The 21,683-nt window shown below is 55.3% G+C and carries 18 protein-coding genes and 1 riboswitch; of the genes, 7 read left to right on the plus strand and 11 right to left on the minus strand.

Annotated features, from left to right (window positions below; all coding sequences use genetic code 11):
* Positions 1–31 precede the first annotated feature (31 nt).
* From DL346_RS21675 to DL346_RS21690, 4 genes are all read right to left on the minus strand, one after another.
* Complete coding sequence (locus DL346_RS21675; RefSeq protein ID WP_112884450.1) at positions 32–1,117, minus strand: glycoside hydrolase family 172 protein; 1,086 nt, start codon at positions 1,115–1,117, stop codon at positions 32–34.
* Positions 1,118–1,266: 149 nt separating this feature from the next.
* A complete protein-coding gene (locus DL346_RS21680) occupies positions 1,267–1,575 on the minus strand; it encodes a thioredoxin family protein (RefSeq protein WP_112884451.1) in 309 nt (102 codons plus the stop codon).
* Between the two features lie 38 nt (positions 1,576–1,613).
* The gene (gene rnhA / locus DL346_RS21685; protein ID WP_112884670.1) at positions 1,614–2,273 is read right to left on the minus strand and encodes a ribonuclease H; all 660 of its coding nucleotides are present in this window, start codon (positions 2,271–2,273) and stop codon (positions 1,614–1,616) included.
* Between the two features lie 391 nt (positions 2,274–2,664).
* Entirely contained in the window at positions 2,665–3,963 is a 1,299-nt protein-coding gene (locus DL346_RS21690; protein WP_112884452.1) for an NCS2 family permease, read from the minus strand.
* Positions 3,964–4,070: 107 nt separating this feature from the next.
* A riboswitch (purine riboswitch) is annotated at positions 4,071–4,170 on the minus strand.
* Between the two features lie 199 nt (positions 4,171–4,369).
* Here DL346_RS21690 and DL346_RS21695 point away from each other — a divergent pair.
* The 3 genes from DL346_RS21695 to DL346_RS21705 all read left to right on the plus strand — a co-directional run bounded on the left by DL346_RS21695 (position 4,370) and on the right by DL346_RS21705 (position 10,699).
* A complete protein-coding gene (locus DL346_RS21695; RefSeq protein ID WP_165822620.1) occupies positions 4,370–5,995 on the plus strand; it encodes an SWIM zinc finger family protein in 1,626 nt (541 codons plus the stop codon).
* Complete coding sequence (locus DL346_RS21700; RefSeq protein ID WP_112884454.1) at positions 5,992–9,000, plus strand: DEAD/DEAH box helicase; 3,009 nt, start codon at positions 5,992–5,994, stop codon at positions 8,998–9,000. Before DL346_RS21695 ends, DL346_RS21700 begins: the two co-directional genes overlap by 4 nt.
* A 589-nt stretch (positions 9,001–9,589) precedes the next feature.
* Positions 9,590–10,699 (plus strand): CapA family protein, encoded by a 1,110-nt coding sequence (locus DL346_RS21705; RefSeq protein WP_112884455.1) that lies wholly within the window; start codon positions 9,590–9,592, stop codon positions 10,697–10,699.
* A gap of 18 nt (positions 10,700–10,717) precedes the next feature.
* On the opposite strand, the gene DL346_RS21710 is transcribed toward DL346_RS21705, so the two are convergent.
* The gene (locus DL346_RS21710) at positions 10,718–11,197 is read right to left on the minus strand and encodes a hypothetical protein (protein WP_112884456.1); all 480 of its coding nucleotides are present in this window, start codon (positions 11,195–11,197) and stop codon (positions 10,718–10,720) included.
* 269 nt (positions 11,198–11,466) lie between these two features.
* On the minus strand, positions 11,467–13,527 hold the full coding sequence (locus DL346_RS21715) for an Ig-like domain-containing protein (protein ID WP_112884457.1): 2,061 nt from the start codon (positions 13,525–13,527) through the stop codon (positions 11,467–11,469).
* A gap of 483 nt (positions 13,528–14,010) precedes the next feature.
* Here DL346_RS21715 and DL346_RS21720 point away from each other — a divergent pair, with 483 nt between their 5' ends.
* The gene (locus DL346_RS21720) at positions 14,011–15,177 is read left to right on the plus strand and encodes a copper amine oxidase N-terminal domain-containing protein (protein ID WP_112884458.1); all 1,167 of its coding nucleotides are present in this window, start codon (positions 14,011–14,013) and stop codon (positions 15,175–15,177) included.
* A gap of 102 nt (positions 15,178–15,279) precedes the next feature.
* On the opposite strand, the gene DL346_RS21725 is transcribed toward DL346_RS21720, so the two are convergent.
* From DL346_RS21725 to DL346_RS21735, 3 genes are read right to left on the minus strand one after another with little or no spacing between them, the layout of a single operon-like run.
* The gene (locus DL346_RS21725; RefSeq protein ID WP_112884459.1) at positions 15,280–16,134 is read right to left on the minus strand and encodes a metallophosphoesterase family protein; all 855 of its coding nucleotides are present in this window, start codon (positions 16,132–16,134) and stop codon (positions 15,280–15,282) included.
* A 50-nt stretch (positions 16,135–16,184) separates the two neighbouring features.
* Positions 16,185–16,508 (minus strand): DMT family transporter, encoded by a 324-nt coding sequence (locus DL346_RS21730; RefSeq protein ID WP_112884460.1) that lies wholly within the window; start codon positions 16,506–16,508, stop codon positions 16,185–16,187.
* Between the two features lie 17 nt (positions 16,509–16,525).
* Entirely contained in the window at positions 16,526–17,311 is a 786-nt protein-coding gene (locus tag DL346_RS21735) for an HAD family hydrolase (RefSeq protein ID WP_240633349.1), read from the minus strand.
* Positions 17,312–17,506: 195 nt separating this feature from the next.
* Between DL346_RS21735 and DL346_RS21740 the strand changes: the two genes are divergently transcribed.
* Positions 17,507–18,082, plus strand: coding sequence for a GbsR/MarR family transcriptional regulator (locus DL346_RS21740; protein ID WP_420849591.1), 576 nt, complete (start codon positions 17,507–17,509; stop codon positions 18,080–18,082).
* A gap of 62 nt (positions 18,083–18,144) precedes the next feature.
* On the opposite strand, the gene DL346_RS21745 is transcribed toward DL346_RS21740, so the two are convergent.
* On the minus strand, positions 18,145–18,936 hold the full coding sequence (locus DL346_RS21745) for a polysaccharide deacetylase family protein (RefSeq protein ID WP_112884461.1): 792 nt from the start codon (positions 18,934–18,936) through the stop codon (positions 18,145–18,147).
* A gap of 158 nt (positions 18,937–19,094) precedes the next feature.
* Between DL346_RS21745 and modA the strand changes: the two genes are divergently transcribed.
* On the plus strand, positions 19,095–19,871 hold the full coding sequence (gene modA / locus DL346_RS21750; protein ID WP_112884673.1) for a molybdate ABC transporter substrate-binding protein: 777 nt from the start codon (positions 19,095–19,097) through the stop codon (positions 19,869–19,871).
* An 18-nt stretch (positions 19,872–19,889) separates the two neighbouring features.
* Entirely contained in the window at positions 19,890–20,558 is a 669-nt protein-coding gene (modB, locus tag DL346_RS21755) for a molybdate ABC transporter permease subunit (protein ID WP_112884462.1), read from the plus strand.
* 66 nt (positions 20,559–20,624) lie between these two features.
* Here the strand turns inward: modB and DL346_RS21760 are convergent, their stop codons facing one another.
* The gene (locus DL346_RS21760) at positions 20,625–21,590 is read right to left on the minus strand and encodes a helix-turn-helix transcriptional regulator (protein ID WP_112884674.1); all 966 of its coding nucleotides are present in this window, start codon (positions 21,588–21,590) and stop codon (positions 20,625–20,627) included.
* Between the last annotated feature and the right edge of the window lie 93 nt (positions 21,591–21,683).

Raw genomic sequence — 21,683 nt, forward strand, 5'->3', positions numbered from 1 at the left:
TAGGCCGGCTTTCCTTCCTTGCGAACTATCGCTAAATCACTTCGCGCTCGTCATTGCCCGGCAGCGTCGGGAACGGCGCATGCGGCTCCGCTTGATACCAGAAGGTCGTAGAAGCGATATCGCTTTGCTGCGGCAGATAACGGCCTCCGGAGCGCCAGCCCAAGTCCTGAATCGTCACGCGCAGCTCCGATTCGAAACGGATCGGATCCTGCACATGCCAGCGGTACATGCCGAAGCGCGTCTGGCTGCGGTACAAGCCGTCCGGCTTAATCACCTGGTGCATGCCGAGGAATGGCGTCGAGTACACGCCGTATTGGCCTTGCGGATGCTCCCAGTTCCAAGCTCCGCCGAAGTAATCCTCCGTCCCCGTTCCGCAGATCGTCGGAAATTCACTGTCGCCGTCCATGTAAAACTTGATTTCGCCTTCGCCCCACCAGCCGGTGTTGTTCACTTGCCAAGCGAGGTACGTGCCGACGTAATGGCCTTTACCTTTAATGCCGTCAACTAACGTATGAACATCCTTGTAGGCGACAGGATTGCTTCTTCTCCACTGCGCGTGGAAATAAGCCATGTCCTCCGGCACTTCCGTCAGCGTGTAGTCGATTTGATAATAAAGTACGGTCTTGTCCGATTTCGACGTGTTCTCCATCGTCAAACGCGCGCTGCCGCGGAAAGGCATTTGCCAATAGCTGTTCATGCCGCCCGCCGGATTTACCGCAACCGGGAAGGAGTTCACGTTGCAGCGCTCCTGCCAGCCGTTGCAGAAGAAGTCGCCGACCGGCACTTCCACGGAAGGCGTCTCTTCATTATCCCAGTAGATGCGGAAAATCAAATTGCGCCACGAGCCGGGGAAGCAGGTGAGCCAAATATGTTGAATTGCGCCGGGTCCGGCAATTTCGCCCATCGTCAATGTTTCGCCGGGCGCGATTTCGACCGACGGCGATACTTTCCAGCCAACCCCCAAATCACGCGCGCAGTTTGCGCCTGTGCCTTCCGAAGCCATGCCGCCCTTGCCCGGCTCGCCCGTAAAATTTTCAGGGCTGATCGATCTTGTCTTCGCGTTCGATAATCTCGCCAAATTTCCGATTCCCAAATCCAAACCATTAAAGTTGTACACGATGCACGCTCCCAATGAGTAGAATGAAAACGGTTTACTTGTCTGACATGGCACCTATCCTACTCCCGCGCCTGTCCTCTGTCAACCATAAATTCTCAAATCAAGCAAGCCATTCCGCAAAAAAACGCTCTTCCCGAATGGAAAGAACGTTATTGAAGCAGTCGATATAGATCATCCACGGAGCGCATCGCATATTCGAAGCGGACCGGTTCTCCGCCCCGCAGCAGCACGAGGCAAGGTACGCTCGCGATGCGCCACTTCTCCCGCAAAGCCGGCGCGAAGTTGATATTCATTGTACGAACCGGCACCGCAATGCCGGCCGCTTCCGCAATCTCAAGCATGCGCAGCGCGAGCTTGCACGTCCCGCAAAGCGGCGTAAAGAAGAAGAGGGCTTCCCTTTCATGCTCCGCTTTGCTTTCGCTCAGCCATTGCTGCTCGGTCAATTCCTGGAACGCCATGACGGTGGCACCTTAACCTTCCTTAGACGGGCCGGAGCTTATTTGCGCCCGTAATCCGCCTTGATTTCGCCCCACTCTTTCGTCTGCCATTTGAGCACTTTGTTCGAGTACGTGTTCGTTTGCAGCCACTTTACCGCACGGTCGACCATGCCCCAAATTTCTTCCGTCGACTTGTCTCTCGGAAGCGTAGTCGATACCGCCTTTTGCTTGACCCATTTGAGCGCGTTCACGGAGTCGCTGTAAACCGTCTTGTTGCTGCCCAGCTTTTTTAAATAGGCCAGCCCGTGCACGATGGCGAGAAACTCGCCGAGGTTGTTCGTTCCTTTAGAAACCGGGCCTACGGCGAAGATGACTTCGCCTGTGCGCGTATCCACGCCCTTGTATTCCACGGGGCCGGGATTGCCGCTTGTTCCGACATCGACAGAGATGCTGTCGTAATCGATTTCCCCTCCGCCGGCATCCGCTGCGGCGCTCTTGCGCGCATAACCACCTTTTCGGGCATCGCCCGCGCTGCCGCTTCCTTGTCCCCAGTACTTCTTCCAGCCGCCTTGGAAAGCCTCTTCGGCTGCGGCCCGGGTTTCATAAGATTTGAACTTGGCGTCCTCAAACCCGCTCGTCTGCGCTTGGCAATCGCCCCAGTTCGTGTATACGCCCGGTTTCCGCCCTACCCAGACGACATAAAACTTCTGCTTTGCCACTTCCACACCTTCTTTAACCAAAGTTTCGTCAATCATGCGCAAGTAACGCCTACTTGTTGTCCGTAACTATCATTATACGCATTAAGGCAGTCGATGTACCATAGTCCCCCATCACAACGCAATAGAAGCGGCTCCCGAAGAGAGCCGCTTCTATAGTGCCATAATTCAAGCCTGCCCCTTTATTATGAGGGCAGTAAGTTGCAGCCGCCACGCAGGTGGACAAGGCGCAGGCGGAGATGGTATGTGCGAGGATGTCTGAACGAACCAAATCGCCGAGTCCAGCAACGCGGTGGCTGCATTTCTAAGCTGCTTCGTAAATATAGCAAGAGAATGTTAAATCTTTTCCGGATTTCCGAAGTTATTTGTATTGAATTTGCTAATCCTTTAGTAACTAATGGCTGAAAAACACAATTTGAATAAAGAACAGCACGGCGAACAAATAGAAGATCGGATGAACGTCCTTGATCTTGCCGCGAATGAGCTTCAGTATCGGATAAACGATGAAGCCGATGCCGATGCCCGTTGCGATGCTGTAAGTGAGCGGCATCAGGACGACGATGAGGAATGCCGGGAACGCCTCCTCAATGTCATTCCATTCGATCTTCCGAAGCACGTCCAGCATCAGGAAGCCGACAATGATCAGCGCCGGAGCCGTGATGGCCGGAATGCCGGCAAGCACGGACACGACCGGCGAGAAGAAGAGCGTAACCGCCAGCAGCACGCTGACCACCACGGCGGTAAGGCCTGTCCGGCCCCCGATCGCGACGCCTGCGCTCGACTCGATATATGCCGACGTCGGGCTGGTTCCGAGCAGCGCGCCGGCCGTTGTGCCGACCGCGTCCGCCAGCAAAGCGCCTTGGGATCGCGGAAATTTATTGTCCTTAAGCAGGCCTGCTTGCTCCGCCACGCCGAGCATCGTGCCAGTCGTATCGAATAGCGTGATTAACAGGAAGGTAAATATAACCGAGTACAGCCCTTGCGTGAACACGCTGCCGATATCCAACTGAAATGCCGTGGCGTTTAACCCGCTAGGCAGAGACATGATCGTGCCCGGAAAATGCAGCTGCCCGGTCATCCATGCGATAATGGCCGTTATGATCATGCCGACGAATAGAAACCCGCGTACGCGATAGGCCATTAGAATAAGCGAAATGATGAGGCCGACGATCGTAAGCAGCGTAATCGGCGCGGACAAATCGCCCAGCGTCAGCAGCGTTGCCGGAGAGTCCACGATGATCTTGGCATTTTGCAGTCCGATAAAGGTAATGAACAAGCCGATGCCCGCCGTGATGGCATGCTTCAGGCTCGTCGGGATCGCATCAAGCAGCATGTAGCGAAACTTAGTGAGCGACAGCAGGGTGAACAATACCCCGGACACAAATACGGCGCCAAGAGCAACCTGCCACGATATGCCGCTTCCGCCGACGACGCTGAACGCAAAATAAGCGTTGAGCCCCATGCCCGGCGCGATAACGATCGGATAATTCGCGAATACGCCCATAATCAGCGTAGCGGTAATGCTCGCAAGCACCGTCGCGATGAATACGCCGTGAAAATCCATGCCGGCTTCGCTCAGAATGCCCGGGTTTACAATGACAATATAGACCATCGTTAAAAACGTCGTGATCCCCGCCATTAATTCGGTCGACACCGTCGTGCCGCGTTCCTTCAGCTTGAACCAGTTTTCCATAGCCTGCAGCGCCTCCTGTACTTCTCTTGATCCGGACGTTCACGTTATCCGGTGGTAGTTTCCCCCAAATAAAAAAACCTAACCCCGAGCATAGGGAGGGTCATAGATACACGTACCCCTATGCTCGTAGTTAGGATTCTTCGGCTCCTTGTAGAGACCCTCAAACCATATTATTGAGGATATACGAACGGACTGGCTTCTATTATTTAGTTGGGCAAATCATTTACTAGATTAATGGCATGAAGCAGCGGTGTCAATTGTTTTTTAATCAATTTCGGTTCTAGAAGCGAACTATTATTTATAGACTCCATTGAATGTTCGGGTTTGACTTCTTGGTTCTGCATGCTGCGAAACCTGATATAATAGAATGCAGTTTATGAATTCTCGTGCAGGAGACGCCAAAACCATGACCACTAAATTGCCATATGCCATCGATGATGCGCAGTGGGCTCAGCTCGTAGCGCAGGTGGGCCGCAGCTTCGATGACGTTACGATAAAGCGGGGCTTTCAATATTTTAAGCAGGACCGGGTTCATGCCGTCACGATGAGCGAGCCGGCGTTCGTGGAAGCTGCCGTCGACGGTACGGAGCACTACGATGTAACCCTCGATCTGCTGCATATCGACAAGAGCGAATGCTCCTGTCCCGTTGCCGGCGGCTGCAAGCATATCATTGCGGTGCTGCTCTATTATGCCGCCAAGCAAGAGCGCTCCATTCCCGCCATCGTGAATGCGCGCGCCGCAGCGGCCGTCTCGGGCAGACCTAGCGCGGCAGCCGCCAAAGGCAAGGCTCTGCCCGCGCGTCCTGCTCCGTTTGAGCCGGAAGAGCTGGCCTCATCCCGCATCGAAGCGTGGCACGAACGGTTTGCCGCGACGCTCGGTACCTTCGGCCATAGTCCGCGCTTCATGCAGGAGGCCAAGGACATGCTTGCCGGCATTAATAGTTTAAAGCCGGCGCTTACGCACGTTGGGGAGCAGCTATTCGGGCTGCATGCCTACTTGTTCACGCTCGAGAAGCTGGTGAAGCCGGCGCAGGAGGATTGGCGCCATTCTGGCCTGTTCATGGGCTATCACACCCAGCTTGCGATGGACGAGCTGCTTGCAGCCGCTTTGAACGGGCTTGCCGCTTCGCTGCCGATTGCCTCCGAACCCGCCTACTGGCCGCGCCTTAAGGAAACGCTGGCTTATTTGCGCACCCATATGCTGCGAGAGGACCGCAGCTTAAACTGCTTCACCAAGCTGTATCAAGCGTTCTGGATGCAGTGGATTCGGCCGAATTTGGACGGCGGAACGGAGCTTGTCCTAGACGAGCTGCATGAGCTGCGAACGGCTGCGGAAGCACTGGGGCAGCACCTCTCCTATTTGCCTTGGACGCTGGCGCAATGCTTGCTGCTGTTCGAGCTGAACCGCGACGAGGACGCTTGGACTCTGCTTCGCGATGCCGCCGGCAAACAATCGCTGCAGCCGCTTCAAGTCGCGCCTTTATTCGAAGCGCTTATTAAGGCTAAAGCCTGGGCCCGCCTGGTAAGCTGGCTGGAGCAGGTCGGACCTCTCCTTGGCGGCTTCCGCGGCGACGACTTGACCTCGTACGGCGACTACTGGCAAACCGCCTTGGCTCATATCGAGGAGGCGGAGCCGCGGATGTGGACGACGCTAGCCGCCATGCTCCCCTATTCCCGCACCCTCTATGAAGAGAATCTGCTGACCTACGGCAAATGGCAGCAATGGATGGATTACCAGCTGAGCCGCGGACAAGAGCCGTTGGAATTCAAAGTCGGCGTGCTGAAGCCGATTGAGAAGGAAGCGCCGGAGCTGCTGCTGCCGTTCTACCATCAGGCGGTCGAGCGCTATGTGCTGCTGAAGAACCGGGACAGCTATAAGGCGGCGGTGAAGCTCTTGAAACGCTTGAACAAGTTGTATGCGAGAATCAAAAAGCCCGAGCGGTGGGAGCAGTTCTTCAGTGCCTTCATCGCGCGCCACAGCCGCCTCCGGGCGCTGCAGGAAGAGCTGCGGAGAGGAGGTTTGCTGTCATGAGCGTGCATATGGATTCGGTAACGATTGAGGTCAGCCTCACCTCGCACGGCGACGCGCTGATCTACGGCTCGATCCCCGGTTATCCGACAACCGCCATTCACATTAAGCACCGGTTGTTTGCCTGGCATGAACCGTCCTTCTACGGGACGGAGCTCGACATCGAGAAGGTGCGGGATATGGAGCTGATCGTACTCCCATCGGAGCAGGTCATTCCGTTCTTCGGCGAACGCCGGCTGCTCGAGCATTTAGAATGGATCTGGGAAAATGACGCTTCCGCGCTCGTTGCGGTCGCGCCGCATCTTGCCGCGTGCTTGGAGGAGCGGAGCTTCGTGCCGAGCTTCGCAGCCTTCCGGCGCGGCAAGCTGCAGTGGACTTGGGACGAGAGCCGCCTTGGGGCGGAGGCGCTTCAGGCGCTGCGGCAATACGGGCTGCATGGCGACGGCGACGGCGGTGATTCCGATGAAGCCAACGAGGATGGCACCGCGTTCCGCAGCGGGGTGCGCGCCGCATTCTCGGCCGCCGTCTTCGCGCGCTGCTACGGCACGGAAGAATCGGCAGCGGATCTGCGCCGCGATTATCCGATGCTCTACGCGAAGGACCGCGCGGCTGCCACGGCCGGCATGGATGCGCAGGCATGGCTTATCGCGTCCGGCTGGAAGGCCGATACGGCGCCGTTCCGGCCGCTGCTGCAGCTGCTCGAGCCTGGCGAGGACGCAGGCGAGGCATGGCAGCTGACACTCGTGCTGCAGGACAAGCACGAGCCGTCGCTGCTTGCGCCGGTGCGGCTGACGAGGGACGGCGCGGCGCTCGGCTCGTGGCCGGCCTCGTGGTCGCCGCATGTGCGCGAGCGTTCGGCCGCTTGGCTGACGCAGCTGCAAGCCAGCTTGCCCGCGTCGCGGCTCGCCGGCCGCGACGATGACGTGCTAAACTGCCCGTTGACGGGCGACGCCGCGTGGCAGTTCTTAACGGAGGGCAGCCCGCGCCTGCTCGCTTCGGGCTGGCAAGTGCTGCTTCCCGCTTGGTGGGAGGCGGCCAGCCGTAGAAAACCTCGCCTGCAGGCAAAGGTACGCTCCGGCGCAGGGGAAAGCACGGGCGGCGGCGGTTCGCTGTTCGGGCTGGACTCGCTCATCGATTTCGACTGGCGCATCGCGATCGGCGATACCGACCTCACCGAGGAGGAGTTTGCGGAGCTCGTCGCCCGCGGCGAGCGGCTCGTTCGCTTCCGCGGCAGCTGGGTGCCGCTCGATCCGGTGCTCCTTGCACAAATCCGCAAAGCGATGGCGAGCTTGGACCGCGGCAGCAGCTTGTCGTTCCAAGACGTGCTGCAGCTGCACTTGCTCGGCAGCGGTGCTGAAGGCGCAGCGGATAACTCGGCGAGCGGAGATCGAGAGGCCGATCCGGACCGCATTCAGATGGAGGTGGAGCTGAATGAGCATTTGACGAAGCTCATGGCGCAGCTCACCCAGCAGACGGAGTGGCCGGCTGCCCCTGTCCCCGCTGCCTTGCAAGCGGAGCTGAGGAGCTATCAGCGGGATGGCTTCGCCTGGCTCGCGTTCCTGCGCCGGTTCGGCCTTGGCGCCTGCTTGGCGGACGACATGGGCCTCGGCAAAACCGTGCAGTTCATCACCTACCTTCTGCACGTGAAGGAGCTTGCCCAAACGGGCGGCGCTGAACCGGCGCCCTCCCTGCTCATTTGTCCTACCTCCGTGCTCGGCAACTGGCAAAAGGAGATCCGCCGGTTCGCTCCATCCCTGCGGATCATGCTGCATTACGGCAGCAAGCGGCAGAGCGGCGGCGCTTTTGCCGCGGAAGCTCGGGAAGCGGATTTGGTGCTGACCTCTTATGCCACCGCTGCGCTGGATCAAGAAACGATCGGCGGTTTCCATTGGTCGGCGATCTGCCTCGATGAAGCGCAGAACATCAAGAATGCCGGGACCAAGCAATCCGCCGCTGTTCGCGGTTTTCCCGCGCGGCACCGCATCGCGCTCACCGGTACGCCGATCGAGAACCGGCTGTCGGAGCTGTGGTCGATTTACGATTTTATCAATCCGGGCTATCTGGGAAGCTCGCGTGCCTTTAACGAGCAGTTTAGCCAAGCGATCGAGAAGGCGCGGGACGAGGAGCGCACGCAGGAGCTGCAGCGGCTGGTAAAGCCCTTCATGCTGCGGCGCAAGAAGAAGGACCCTGCCATCCAGCTTGACCTGCCGGATAAGAACGAGATGAAAACCTACATTCACCTCACCGCCGAGCAAGGCGCGCTCTACGACCAGACGGTCAATCAGCTGATGGAGAAAGTGAGGACGCTGGAGGGCATCGAGCGCAAAGGCGCCATTCTGGCGGCGCTGACCCAGCTCAAGCAGCTGTGCGATCATCCGATGCTGCTGACGAAGGAGCCATTGCCGGAACCGAACGAGGAAGGCTTGGTGGCAGCTGAGCCTTTGATCAGCCGTTCGGCCAAGCTGGAGCGTCTGCTGGCGATGGTGAAGGAGCTTCGCGAGGAAGGCGAGCGCTGTTTGATTTTCACGCAGTATATCGGCATGGGACAGATGCTGCAGCGCGTGCTTGGGCAAGAGCTTGGCGAGCCCGTGCTCTACCTGCACGGCGGTACATCCAAGACGGCGCGCGACCGGATGATCGAGCAATTTCAATCCCAGTCGCTGCCTGCGGATGAGCAGCCAAACGTATTCATCCTCTCGATCAAGGCCGGAGGCGTCGGGCTCAATTTGACGGCGGCGAACCATGTGTTCCATTTCGACCGCTGGTGGAATCCGGCCGTCGAAAACCAGGCAACCGACCGCGCGTACCGGATGGGGCAAACCCGTGACGTGCAGGTGCACAAATTCATCTCGCTCGGCACGCTGGAGGAACGGATCGATGAGATGCTGGAGAGTAAGCAGCAGCTCAGCGACAATGTCATTACGAGCTCCGAGGGCTGGATCACGGAGTTGTCGACCGAGGCGCTCAAGGATCTGTTTACGCTGCGGCGCGAGTGGATGGACGGCTAGAGCGAACTAAAGGCGGATGGTCTTGTGGCCATCCGCCTTTAGCTTTTAAGAAAGTCTGAAGGTTCATCAGGTGATGCCCAGGTTGACTGACATCAGGCTTGTTTGTCGATTTCTAACGTGGAATCATCCACGTCTTGAATGACTTCGAGAATCGAAATTGCCTCATGCTGCCGCGCAAACGCTAACGGTTGCCACGCACGCTATTTAGCCTAAAATGGCCCTTTTGAAAGGCTAACGGTTTTCAGAGACGCTATTTGGCGATTGGGGCAGCGAATTCTTCCGATTTGGGGCAAGTAACCCCTCTGGCAACCGTTAGATTTTAAGAAAGGCCATTTTTTTGCAAATAAGCACTGGAGCATCCGTTAGAATTTTCGGGCGATCTCTCATGCTGCCGCGCTTCTCTACAATCTGAACTAATGAGCAGAAATGGCCGTTAGAGACTGCGTAGTTGCAAACAAGACTCCGAAACCAGAGGTTTTTCAAAGGCGGATGGTCCTGTGGCCATCCGCCTTTTAACTTCGAACGAAAGCCGGCGGAACCGCGTATAGTGGCATGAGGATATTAACCTAAGCTTAGAGAGGACAACCGCATGTCAAACGATATTATCATAGCCGCTGTCGGCGACCTCTTGATAAAGCCCATGTTGGTTCGATTAATGAGCACCACTGACAACCCAAAGGACTCTGCGGACAACAAAAGTGAACTTTACGCTTTCGAGCAGGCGTTTGAGCCGGTTGCCCCCTATCTGAAGGATGCGCATTTGACGATAGGCAATCTTGAGACAACCTTCGCCGGGGGATCCGATGACGACTTCAAGAAGACGAAGCGAAATCCGAAGAATCGGTATCCGATCTTAAATTGTCCGGATGCCTTCGCTCCCGCTTTGAAGAAGGTCGGCTTCGATGTCATCAATACGGCAAACAACCATTGCATGGATTACGGCATTCATGGTCTCAGACGGACGCTTGAAGTGCTCGATCATAACGGGATCGCTCATGTCGGAACGTACCGGACCAAGAAAGAATCACGATCGCTCTATGTTCGGGAGGTCGGGGGAATTCGGATCGGCATTGTATCGTATACGAGAGGTACGAACAGTATTCCGGTTCCCGCAGGACAGCCTGCCGGGGTCAAGAAGATTGTCCGCGCAAGTATAAGGAAGGATCTGGAACGTATGCGGGCGGTAACGGACTTCATTATCGTTTGCATGCATTTCGGCATTGAATATCACCGAAGTCCGGCCGTTCACCAAAAGGAATGGGCCCGATTCTTGTTTCGTCAGGGAGCCGATGTGGTTCTTGGCTCGCATCCGCATGTTCTTCAGCCGGCCGAGAGCCGCATGGTAACGGATATCGGCGGCCGGAGGAGAAAACGGTTCGCCATCTACTCGCTGGGCAATTTTATTTCCTCCCGGCTGCACGGCAATGATGACGCCATAACAGGCATGATCCTTCGTATCAAGCTTCGAAAAACATCCGGCGGAACCGTTAGCCTCTCAGGCATTGAGTACGTACCGACATGGGTGTGCATCTCGAAGAATAGTAAGCTGTCAAGGTGTCGGATTGTGCCGATCCAGCGAGCGCTTGAACAGCCCCAGAGCCTATTTGCCGGGCAGTTGGAACGGATGAAGCGCGCCTATCGCAGAACGCTTCGCATGTATGAAGACGACTTGCCGCTGCTGGGTGAAACGCCGCCTTGACTTCATTAAGACAGACGTCTACTCCACCTTCACCGTGAAAAAGAAATCGGCCTGCCCCTGATCCAGGAACCATTCGCAATAAATACGGTAGGTGTACACCCCTTTCGCGGTCGGCACATAGTAGGCGTCCCCGCTGAAACCTTTGCTGGTATTGATTAAAGTAAGCTCTTTGATCCTCTCCGGCGCAGTCGGCTGAATCAGCGAACCGCCTTTCACGGAGACCGGTTCCGGCTCGGGTATAGCCGCCGCATCTACGCTCGTGCAAGTGTTCGTCTCACCGGAGCCGGGCTGGCACCATGTATATGAGCCCCGTTTCACAACCATGTCCTTCCCATCGATGGCAACCTTCGGGATCGGCGGCTTCTCGGCCTTGATCCACTGCGAATAGATGGTCGGCCGCTCCTGCTCCCCTGCCGATTCACGGCCGCCGCCTGCAAGATAGCCGGCATAAAATGCGCAAGCGAGCGCGATAATCCCGATCAGCGCCATTTTTTTCATGGAGAACGCCCCCTTTAGACTTCCAGACGGGGGAGTACATGGAAAGGTTGCGATGACGGAATATCAGGCTCATAGTCATAGCTCCCCCTAGTCTGTATTGCAACGAAGAATAGAGTGAATATGTAAAGTAGGGGACTGGTTTCCCAGTCCCCCCCTTATCAAACCGTACGCGCGGTTTTCCCGCACACCGACAGAGCGGCTGGCTGCCGCCTTCATATCCTTGATTCGTCCTAGGCCAAGCCCTTGCTTCGCTGCTTAACTCATGTAGATTATTGAACACCGTCAAAATACACTCTATACGCATCCGAGCCGCTCTGCGTCTGCAGCCTGTTCCATCCCGCGGCATCTGTGATTCCCGCTTGGAAGGTCATCTCGTACTTCTTGTCGGATTTCAGGCTGCCACTCAGCTTCAAGACGACCTCAGTGACGATTTTGCCGGTATCGTTCAATCCGTCGGATTCGATTCCGATGACGGTTCCGTCTGTCTCACGAATAACGAAAGCCGCTTTGCTGACATTTTTCACAGGCTCGCTAAACAGCACCTTCACGGTTGTGCTGCTTAGCGGAATGGCTTTCGTGACGTATGGAATCCGATTTTCCAAATCCGTACCGGCGAACGTCGCTTGATTCGCATGATCTGCGGTATTCAGCGTCGCAACGCCGGTAACGGCTGCGACATACACATGTCCGGGACGGAACAATGCCGGATTGCTGTCACTGTTGCGGAACTGGACAGTAACCGCCTTATCGGTTCCAGGCTTGCGCAGCTCGAATGCCGACCAACCGGTCATTGACACGGCAGCCCCGTTATCGGTCACGATTGTCACTTTCAAATTGTTCACGTCCGAATCGGTAATAGCACGGGTAAACGATATTGCCAGCGTATTTTCATTAATGGCAGCGATGTTCTCCAATTGGACCGGAACGACTGGATTCGCTACGCCGCCGAACTGCCAATTCCTTGACGGATCCATTACATTGCCCGCCAAATCGGAAATGCCGGCAATATCCAAGCTGTACACCGTTGCGTCTTTCTGCGGCGATGTCGTCAAGGTCACGGTACGGCTGTCATCCGCAAGCGCCGCTTTCGTAACCGATAATCCTTTGTCGATCGCATAGCGGCCTGTATTAACGGCTTGATCCCGATTAACCTTCTCGCTGAATACTACGGTGACCGAAGCGTCCGCGTTCACTTTCACCGAAGTAACGGCTGGCTTCTTGACATCGTTGCTGCCGATAAACGTAAATTCTTTCTGATTCATCACATTGCTCGCCAAATCCTTCACGCCGCTGATCGTGAGCCGGTATGATTTGCCGTCCTCCTGCTGCGACGTCGTCAGCGTCACATTCCGTTTGTCCGATGACAGTTGAAGATCCATGACCTTCAAACCGTTATTAAGGCCATAGTTGGCTATATTCGTGGCGGTTCTCGAATCCACTTGTTCCGAGAACGTGATCACGATGGTCCGCGGGGGCAGGGTGACGAGCGAATCTACTGTCGGCTTCGTCGTATCGCCAGGCAGAGCGGTATATTGATGCGCGATGCCATCCACGTATAAATAATGGGTCCGATTGCCGACTTGGCGTTCGGTAAAGACCGATACGCTCCATCCATCGGAGCTCAAGACTGCACGCTCAATATCCACTCGATTGCCGTAGACATCTTGGAGCGCGAACCTGTCTTTGTCCGCGGATGTTGCCTTCGTGCTCAACGTCACAATTAAGAAATTGTTTTCGATCGGCACGACCGAAGAAACATTCAGCGCATCCATTTGCGAATCCGCATAGATAGCGTAAACAGCTTTCACCAGAAGGCCGCGTGTCGCATATTCGGTGTAGTCGTTTTGCTCCGGAATCCACTTGTTTTTCAATGCGATACCGACGGATTCTCTCGCCCACTCGGATACTTTCCCATAAACCTTGCTTGCTCCATTGCCGGATCCGTTGGCCCGAACGAGAATGACCGCCAGCTGCTCCACCGTAACCTTCAAGGTTGGAGCGAAGATGCGGTTAGCGACTCCTTTCATAAGCCCGTAATCGGTAACCGCTTCAATCTCGCCATATGACCATCGCGACTTCAGCACATCGTTGTAGCTCGGCGAACCAGACGTCTTCGACATCTCTAATAACCGGAACAGCACAGCCGCGAACTGCTCTCTGGTCATCGACTCGTACAGACGGGACGTTCCGTCTTCGAAACCGGTGAAGATTCCTTCGTCCTTCAATACTTCGAACTTCTGTTCCGTCGTCAGCTCAGCCGCTCCCGCTGCGGGGATCAGCACACCAAAGAATAAAACAAGGGCAAGCAGGGTGAAAACAATTCTTTTCATCGATTCGATCTGCCTCCTTCTTTATTCCACCCCGGGCTGGCTCGATAAAGCTGCGGTTCCTGTGGTGGTTATATCGTCTTTGACGCACAGAAATCGATTTTGATGCACCGATCGCGATAAATGATTCTTAAAGCACGGAAAAAGCGCAAATGCACAGTTAGAACGGACATATCAACATTTTTCCGCAAAAATAGCTTTCACGGATGAAGCATTTAAAAGGGCAGATCCTGCCTCACGGCTTATATGCAAATCCCGATTACGCTACTCAATTGCAAATTCTTTATTTTTCAAACCTATTTGACAGAATTCCTCTCCTTTCGAGACGAATAGATATAGTCATTTTGACCCGGAGGAACTATGTGATGGTCGAAGATCAAGAGGACTTCCATCGAAGTTTTTCTTACCTTCCATGCAACTCCTTCCGAAGTGACGGCGTCTAAGAATAAAGAATTAGCGAGAATACACGAAAGGCGCGATTGCAAAATGGCATCTGTAAAAAGAGCGATCATCGCCGCCGCATTCGCGGCGACTTTATTGACGGCAGGCGTTTCGGGCGGGAGCGCGAAAATGGCAGCGGCAGCGGTTTCCGTGACGCATAATGAATTCCATACGGTGAACCTGCACAACAAGCCGAGGCTGGAAGGCGGTACCGTCCTGTTGCCGCTTCGAGAGATGGGAGATTTGTTGAAAGCGCGCACGACATATTTCACTGAGGATAAGCGCATCGCGATCGTCTACCCTTCTCATCGCATCGAGATGAAGCTCGGCAGCGCGACAGCGACGATGAACGGAGAGACGTACAAGCTGGCCGCGCCGCCGAAAAACGTGAACGGCACCGTGTTCGTCCCAATCCGGTTCGTGAGCGAAGCACTTGGCGTAGATGTCAACTGGATGGAGAAGGAGAAGCGGGTGAATCTGAACTTCGACGACCGGTACTTGACGACGGTGAAAGGGACGCTTAGCACGGAGCTGACGTATTGGCTCGATCGCAACACCGGTGAGCTATTCGCTTCGAACAAAGGGGAAGCGGCGAGACTTGTCGCGGAAACGAAAGTCGAACTAAGCGGCTACGGCGGACTAGGAATTGCCCTAACGGCGGGCGCGGACGTGTTGACGGTCACCGACTATTACGGCGAACCGAGCTTAAACACCGATATTTACAAAATTGTCGTAACGGACGGGAAGCTTTCGCTCGAAACGAAAGCGCACTATTGGGGGACCCATCCGATTCGCAATATCGAACAAGGCTCGAACGGGAGCATGCTGTTCATCGACGGTACGACGCTATACGAAGCGGACGACGGCGGCGCGATCAAGGCGAAACACGATTTGCGCGCGCTCACCGGGTACGAGGACGAAGCATTCCAAGTGGAGTGGTACGACAACGACATAATGGTCGTTCGCCCGCATGAAACCGGTTGGCTGACGCTCATCGACCGGAAGACGGGCCAGGCGACGCGGCTGATCGAGAAAGTCGCGACGCCCGAACAAGTACAAACGTACTTGGAGCTTGCAAAATACCCAACCGACGCGACGTTCCAACATTGGGACGGACTTAAAGTTACCGGCCGCGAAGGCAATACGCTCAAGCTGAAGCATACTTCATTTCAAGATGGCAGCTCGAAAACAATCGACTATTCGCTCGAATGATCTAGCGAGAGACCTGCGCATGAGATGCGCGGGTCTTTATTTTTACGAAAACAGCGAAATAACAAAGAACCCGACACGCTAAATGTCGGGCTCCACTAGTAATTATAATTCCGGATAAATCACTTTGAACTGCGCTTCCTCTACCCACTCGCCCCGCTCGAAATCCCGGCCCCGCACGAGCACGCAGTCGGCATAAACCTCTACGTAATAGCCTTGGCTGCCGTCCTTATGCTCGTCCTCGTCCGTCCACAGGTACGCGGTAGACGCGGCGTTAAACATCGCCGGCAGCTCCTCGCCGCCGTCGAAATAATTATGCGGCGCCGCAAGCTCCCAGTGCGTGTGGCCGGTAAACAAAATGGCTTGGCGATGCTTGTCGAGCACGGCCTTCAGCTCCGCATCCTGCGTCACGCCGTACCAATTCTGCGCCTCGAGAGAGCCCGCCACTGTATTTTTCAGCGGCTGGTGCAAGAAGATGAACGCAGGCTTGGAAGGCGATGCGTTTTCCGCCAGCTTGACGTCCAACCAAGCCAACTGCTCCTCCGTTAACGTGCAATACAAGCCAATGCCTTCTTCCGTCCCGAGAAAGATGAAGTGGTAACCGTCAATCCAGTGATCGTGATACATGCCGGACATGCCCGTCTGCGACTGGAAGAGCTCCATGCATTCCTGCCAATTGTCGCAGATATCATGGTTGCCGCTTGTAATGTAGAGCTCTGGGAGCCGATCCTTATGCTCGTTCCATATCCGGTAGAACGCCTCGTACTCTTCCAACATGCCGTTATCCGTCATGTCTCCGGCGTGCATAATGCCGCAGCTTCCCTGCCCATTCGCGGCGATGTCCTTCAGGACGCGGGCAAAATTCCGGTTATGCTCATGTTCCGGGTCTGCGTTGATATGCGTATCCGTGATGACCTGGAACGTCAACAGCGGCCGCTTGTTCGTTTCATTTTGCATCATAGTCGATTTGCCCCCTCAAATTGAATCTCACACACTGCCAAGCCCTGCCGTCAATGACCCTTGCTGCTCGTCTGCAGGCCGATAACCCCGATTACGATCAAGCCTATCCACAGATAGGACATGACCGGCAGCTTCTCATTGAAAATAAAAATGCTTGCGATTGAGATCAGAACGATGCCGACGCCAGACCAGACAGCGTATACGACGCTGACCTGCAAGTAGTTAAGCGCGTAATTGATAAGCGTGAAACTTGCCGCATAACAGACGAACATGACGATGGACGGAATCAGCTTGGTAAAGCTAGCCGATAGTTTCATCGATATCGTTCCCGTCAGCTCAAATGCAATCGCGATCGCTAAGAGAATCCAGCCCATGGTATTCCCACCACCTTTCAACATGGCTCATTCGACAAAGCCAGCTCTGACATGGATACGATAATCGCATCCGCATCCGGCAGCTTCGCACCCCGTCCTTCATCGGCCTTGGCGGCTATCCCGATCGCAACCGCAGCTTCCGCAAGCTTCGCCATCTTCATGTCGCCGTTCGTATCGCCGATGACGGCTACCCGCGCAGGATCAAGCGACAGCCTGCTGCACGCCAGCTTCACCATATCCGGGAACGGCTTGCCCCGTTCCACCTGATCGGTACCGATGCATTCGGCAAAATAATCCGTCAGCCCCAGCCACTCCAGCTGTCTGACGGCAGCCGATGTCTCATCGGCCGTCACGACGGCGAGCGTAAGCCCGATCTCGCGGCACCGCTCCAGGAACGGGATTACACCCGGCAGCGCCTTCGCGGCGCGCGCCTCGTTCAACTGATCGTCCGCATGCTGCCGGCACTGCTGGACGGCGAGCTTCGCTTCCGCCCAGGACATGCCTGCGAGATAACCCTGCCAAGCAAGCACGGCAACCAAATCGTCGAGCGTTCCCATCGCGAGAGGACCGTTGCGGTCATAGTCAATAATGGCGCCGTCCTTATCGTGCTGCGTTCCCCATAGCGATGCGATATCGGCATGCATGGCCGGCAAGCCCCTGGCCTCCAGCTGGTTACCGAATTCGCCGAGCATTTGCTCGCTCCATTTGCCCCATGTATAAATAAAATCAATTAACGTGCCGTCCTTATCGAACAGGATCGCATCAACCTCATAGCGGCCCCCTGCTGTAGTCAATTGTGCCAAGATGCAGCACCTCCTCGTTTTCATCATTCAAAAAAATATTTATTTTATCGCTGCCGACTAACATTCATCGCTAATCCTATCATAAATTCAAAAAAAATTGAACACTAAAAAGGCGCCCATTTCGTTTCGTTCATGGGTCTGCTATAATTTCACAAAACACCCCTATGGGCGGATATGTAGTCGGAGGCGGAGTACGTGAAGAAAGCAACTTCGGGGAAAATGAAAGAACCGTTGTCGCAGCGCGAGCAGCATCGCGCGAAAGTGATTGACGCGATCGCGCAGACGATGGACTTATACGGGGTCAGTTACTCCTTCGGGCAGCTCTACGGCATCATGCTCTTCGAAGACCGGCCGATGACGCTGGACGAGATGCAAGAGAGCATGAATATGAGCAAGAGCAACATGAGCTATGCCGTGCGCGCTTTGATGGATTCCAAAATGGTGTCCAAGCTCGACGAGAAGGTCGACCGCAAGGATCTGTACGAAGCCGAGACCAACTTCTTTAAAGCGTTCCAGCTCTTCTTCGCCACGAAGCTGCAACGGGAAATCGACGTGATGCGCGGCGCCGTCGATGAGGTACTCCCGCAGCTGCAGGAAACGATTCTCGCGCTGGAAACGCCCGAGGAAGAACGGATGCTGTGCCTGAAGGACCTGCATAAGCTGAAGCACGCCGTAAGCTACTACGACTGGCTGCAGCAATTCGTAGATCAGCTGGGAAGCGGACAGTTCTTCAACGGACAGCAGGTTGAGGATCAAACAAACGAATCCTGAACCTGGCAAAATAGACGGTTTCGCCTGATACTCACGGGCGGAACCGTCTTTATTTTACCCGTCTATTCAGCCGTCATCCCCATCTTCCCTGCAAAGGCAGCCGCATCCATTTCGCCCGAAATAAACAGGCGCTTAAGCAAATACGGATCCTGCGACGAGGTCGTCATGCCGTCATCGAACGTAAACCCATAGACATAGCCGCTGTCCTTCACGATGTTAACCGTCTCGAAGCTGCGCAGCCCGTATGGATAGGCAATCGCTTGAACCGGCTTGGACAGGTGCTTCTCCAGCGCGGCTTTGGAGCCGGCAATTTCATCGGTCTGGCCCTTGGATGTATGCAGAGGCAAGTAAGGATGGGTGCGCGTATGCGACATCAGATCCCATCCGTGCCGGCTTAGCTCGTCCGCTTCGCTCCAATTCATGTAACCCGGCGCGCTTACCCAATTGGTCACCAGAAATTCAACCGCGATATAGCCGTATTTGCTTAAGATCGGATAGGCGTTCGTGAAGTTGTCCTTGTAGCCGTCGTCGAACGTGATCATCACGTTGCGGCCGTCATTCGGCGTCTCGCCTTTCATTAATGCACTAAATTGCCGCAAATTGATGCCGCGGTAACCGTGCTCGTGCAGCCAAGCCATTTGTTCTTCGAAGTCAGCTGGGCTGACCACATAATCGCCTGTCTTCGTATCCGTTACGGAATGATAGCATAATACCGGAATTCGCACCTCGGCATCGCTGCCCGAGGCAAATGCTGAAGCCGTCTTAAAGGTAATCAGCTGATCGACCGTAATGGTCATGGACACGGCTGCAAACAGCAAGCACGCGATCGTGGTCAGCAGCTTCTTTCTGGACAATGGGATCCCCTCTTCTGCTTCTTCTAGTTAGCTTCCCAATACTGCTTATAATAAAACCATACTAAATATATTTAAATATAAAATAAAATATATAATTTGATAGAGTAGTATGATACGATACATGGCAAAGACATGGAACTGGAGTGGTCGTAGTGACGATGAAACGCAAAAGCAAACGGCTGCTAAGCCTTGCCCTCCCGGCGGCATTACTCGCGGCATCGACTCAGCCCGCGGTCGCGGCCCCGAAGAAAACGGAATTGCTCGTTTCAGCCGCCGCAAGCTTAAAGGATAGTCTCGCCGAGATCGAGAAAGGCTATGAAGCAAGCCATCCCAGCATCGATCTCGTGTTCAATCTAGGCTCTTCCGGCACGCTGCAAAAGCAAATCGAGCAAGGCGCTCCGGTTGACCTGTTTTTCTCAGCAGGTTCGAAACAAATGGATGCGCTGGTGGATAAAAAGCTTATTGGGCGCAGCACGCTGTTGCTGAAAAACGAGCTGGTCATGGTTGTTCCGAAAACCAGCAAGAAAGCTTTTACCACCGTTAAGCAATTAGTCGATAAAGATATCGAAACCGTTGCGATCGGGCAGCCGGAATCGGTCCCAGCCGGCCAATACGCGAAGGAGACGCTGCAGACCCGCAAAGTGTGGGATTCGCTGCAATCCAAGCTCGTCTATGCCAAGGACGTTCGTCAGGTGCTCACCTACGTCGAGACCGGCAATGTTGATGCAGGCTTCGTCTACAAAACCGACGCGATGACCTCCAAGAAAGCCAGCATCGCGCTCCGCATAATTCCTGGCGTGCATAAGCCGATTCTTTACCCGGCCGGCATCGTGAAGGACACGAAGCATCCGAAGGAAGCGGCCGCGTTCTATTCGTATTTGCAAGGCAGCAAAGCGGATGCGATTTTCGCCAAATACGGCTTTAAGCTGCCTTAAGCAAAGGATGACGTCCTGATGGATTGGCCGACCTTCTTTGAACCTATTGCGCTATCGATTCAAGTCTCCCTCATAGCCAGCGTGCTGGTGCTGCTCGCCGCAAGCTTCATTGCATGGCGAATGGCCAAAACCCGCTTCTTCGGCAAGAGCCTTGTCGACGCGGTGCTGATGCTGCCGCTCGTGCTGCCGCCGACGGTCATCGGCTTCGTTCTGCTTGTCGCGTTCGGCCGGAGAAGCTGGCTTGGAAAGCTCTATGAATCGCTGTTCGGCGGCCCGATTATTTTCACCTGGGAGGCTGCGGTAATCGCTGCCTCGGTGGTTGCGTTTCCACTCGCTTATCGTACAATGAAAGCCGGCTTCGAGGGAATAGACGCCGCGCTGGAAAATTCGGCAAGGGTTTGCGGCGCATCCGAGTGGCAGGTGTTCCGGTATATCACGTTTCCGTTGGCCTTCCGCTCGGTCACGACCGGATACATCCTCGGCTTCGCGCGCGGCCTCGGCGAATTCGGCGCCACCTTGATGATTGCCGGCAATATTCCGGGCCGAACGCAGACGATTCCTACCGCCATTTACGTTGCCATGGACGGGGGCAGCATGCGTATGGCCTGGCTGTGGTCAGGCTCGATGATGGTACTTTCCTTGATCATGCTGCTGGTCGTGAACCGGCTTACGAAAGAAACGGATTAACGGCAATAAAGAAGCCCGTCGATGCGCGCATGCAGGCGCATCGATGGGCTTCTTTTATGGAGCACGTTACGTTTCCAGCAGAATCCGGCCCGTATCCGTCAAATCATAGCCGCGAATGCTGCGCAGCTCATTCCGGTACCCCTCTGACTGCAGGATCTGAATGACGGCGTCGATCCATCGCGCATTGTTCGGCTGCTTCAGCATGACGAGATCGTAGCGCTCTTGAATAAGCGGCACGAAATCAACGCCGCCAACGATGCTTGCGGCCTTTTCAATGCCGACGCCGACATCGGCTTCTCCCGCGGCGATCTTGCCGGCCACCGCCAAATGGCTGCTCTCTACATCCTCGTAACCTGCGATCGCCTGTGCCGATATGCCGTGCAGCCTCAGCTGCTCGTCAAGCAGGACGCGCGCGCCTGATCCCTGCTCCCGGTTCACCAGCTTCAGCCTTGGCTTGCCGAGATCCGCCCAATCGCGGATTTGCAGCGGATTGCCCTCCCGAACGTAGAAGCCGGCCGAACGAGCAAGCAAATGAACGACGACCAGCGGCTTGCCAACCAACAGTTTGCGGATATAGGGCAAATTGTACGTCCCTGTGTCGCCGTCAAGCAGATGGGTACTGACGATGTCGGATTCGCCATTGTACATGGAAATCAAGCTGTCCATGCTGCCGACGAACGACCGCAGCGGCCGTACGCCCGGTACCTGCTTCTCGATATGCTTGCTCAGCACATCAAGGCTGATATCGTGCCCGGTTATCACTAGCGAGCGGTCATGCGGCGATCGCGCAGCCGTGACCCATGTAGATTCAGCCCGCTCCGGCAGCGGCTGAAGGACAACGCCCGGCGCAGTCGCGGCTGCTCCCTTTGCGCGAACCTTATACGCTTCGATGTCGGAGGCATCAATGCGGATCTGTTTGCCTACGCGGTAAGAGGGCAGCTCGCCTTTTTTGATCAGATCGTAGACGGTAAGCTTGGAAATCTTAAGCAGCTTCGCTATTTCTTCGGTCGTATAGGACGTATCGTCTGGCATGGGCACCTCTCGCATGATCATTCTTTATCTCTTTATTATAGCACGGTGCCATTCTTTATCGCTTGTTTCATAATGTTTAGACAGTGTATGATG

This window comes from Paenibacillus montanisoli (genome assembly GCF_003268025.1).
Lineage (GTDB): Bacteria > Bacillota > Bacilli > Paenibacillales > Paenibacillaceae > Paenibacillus_Z > Paenibacillus_Z montanisoli.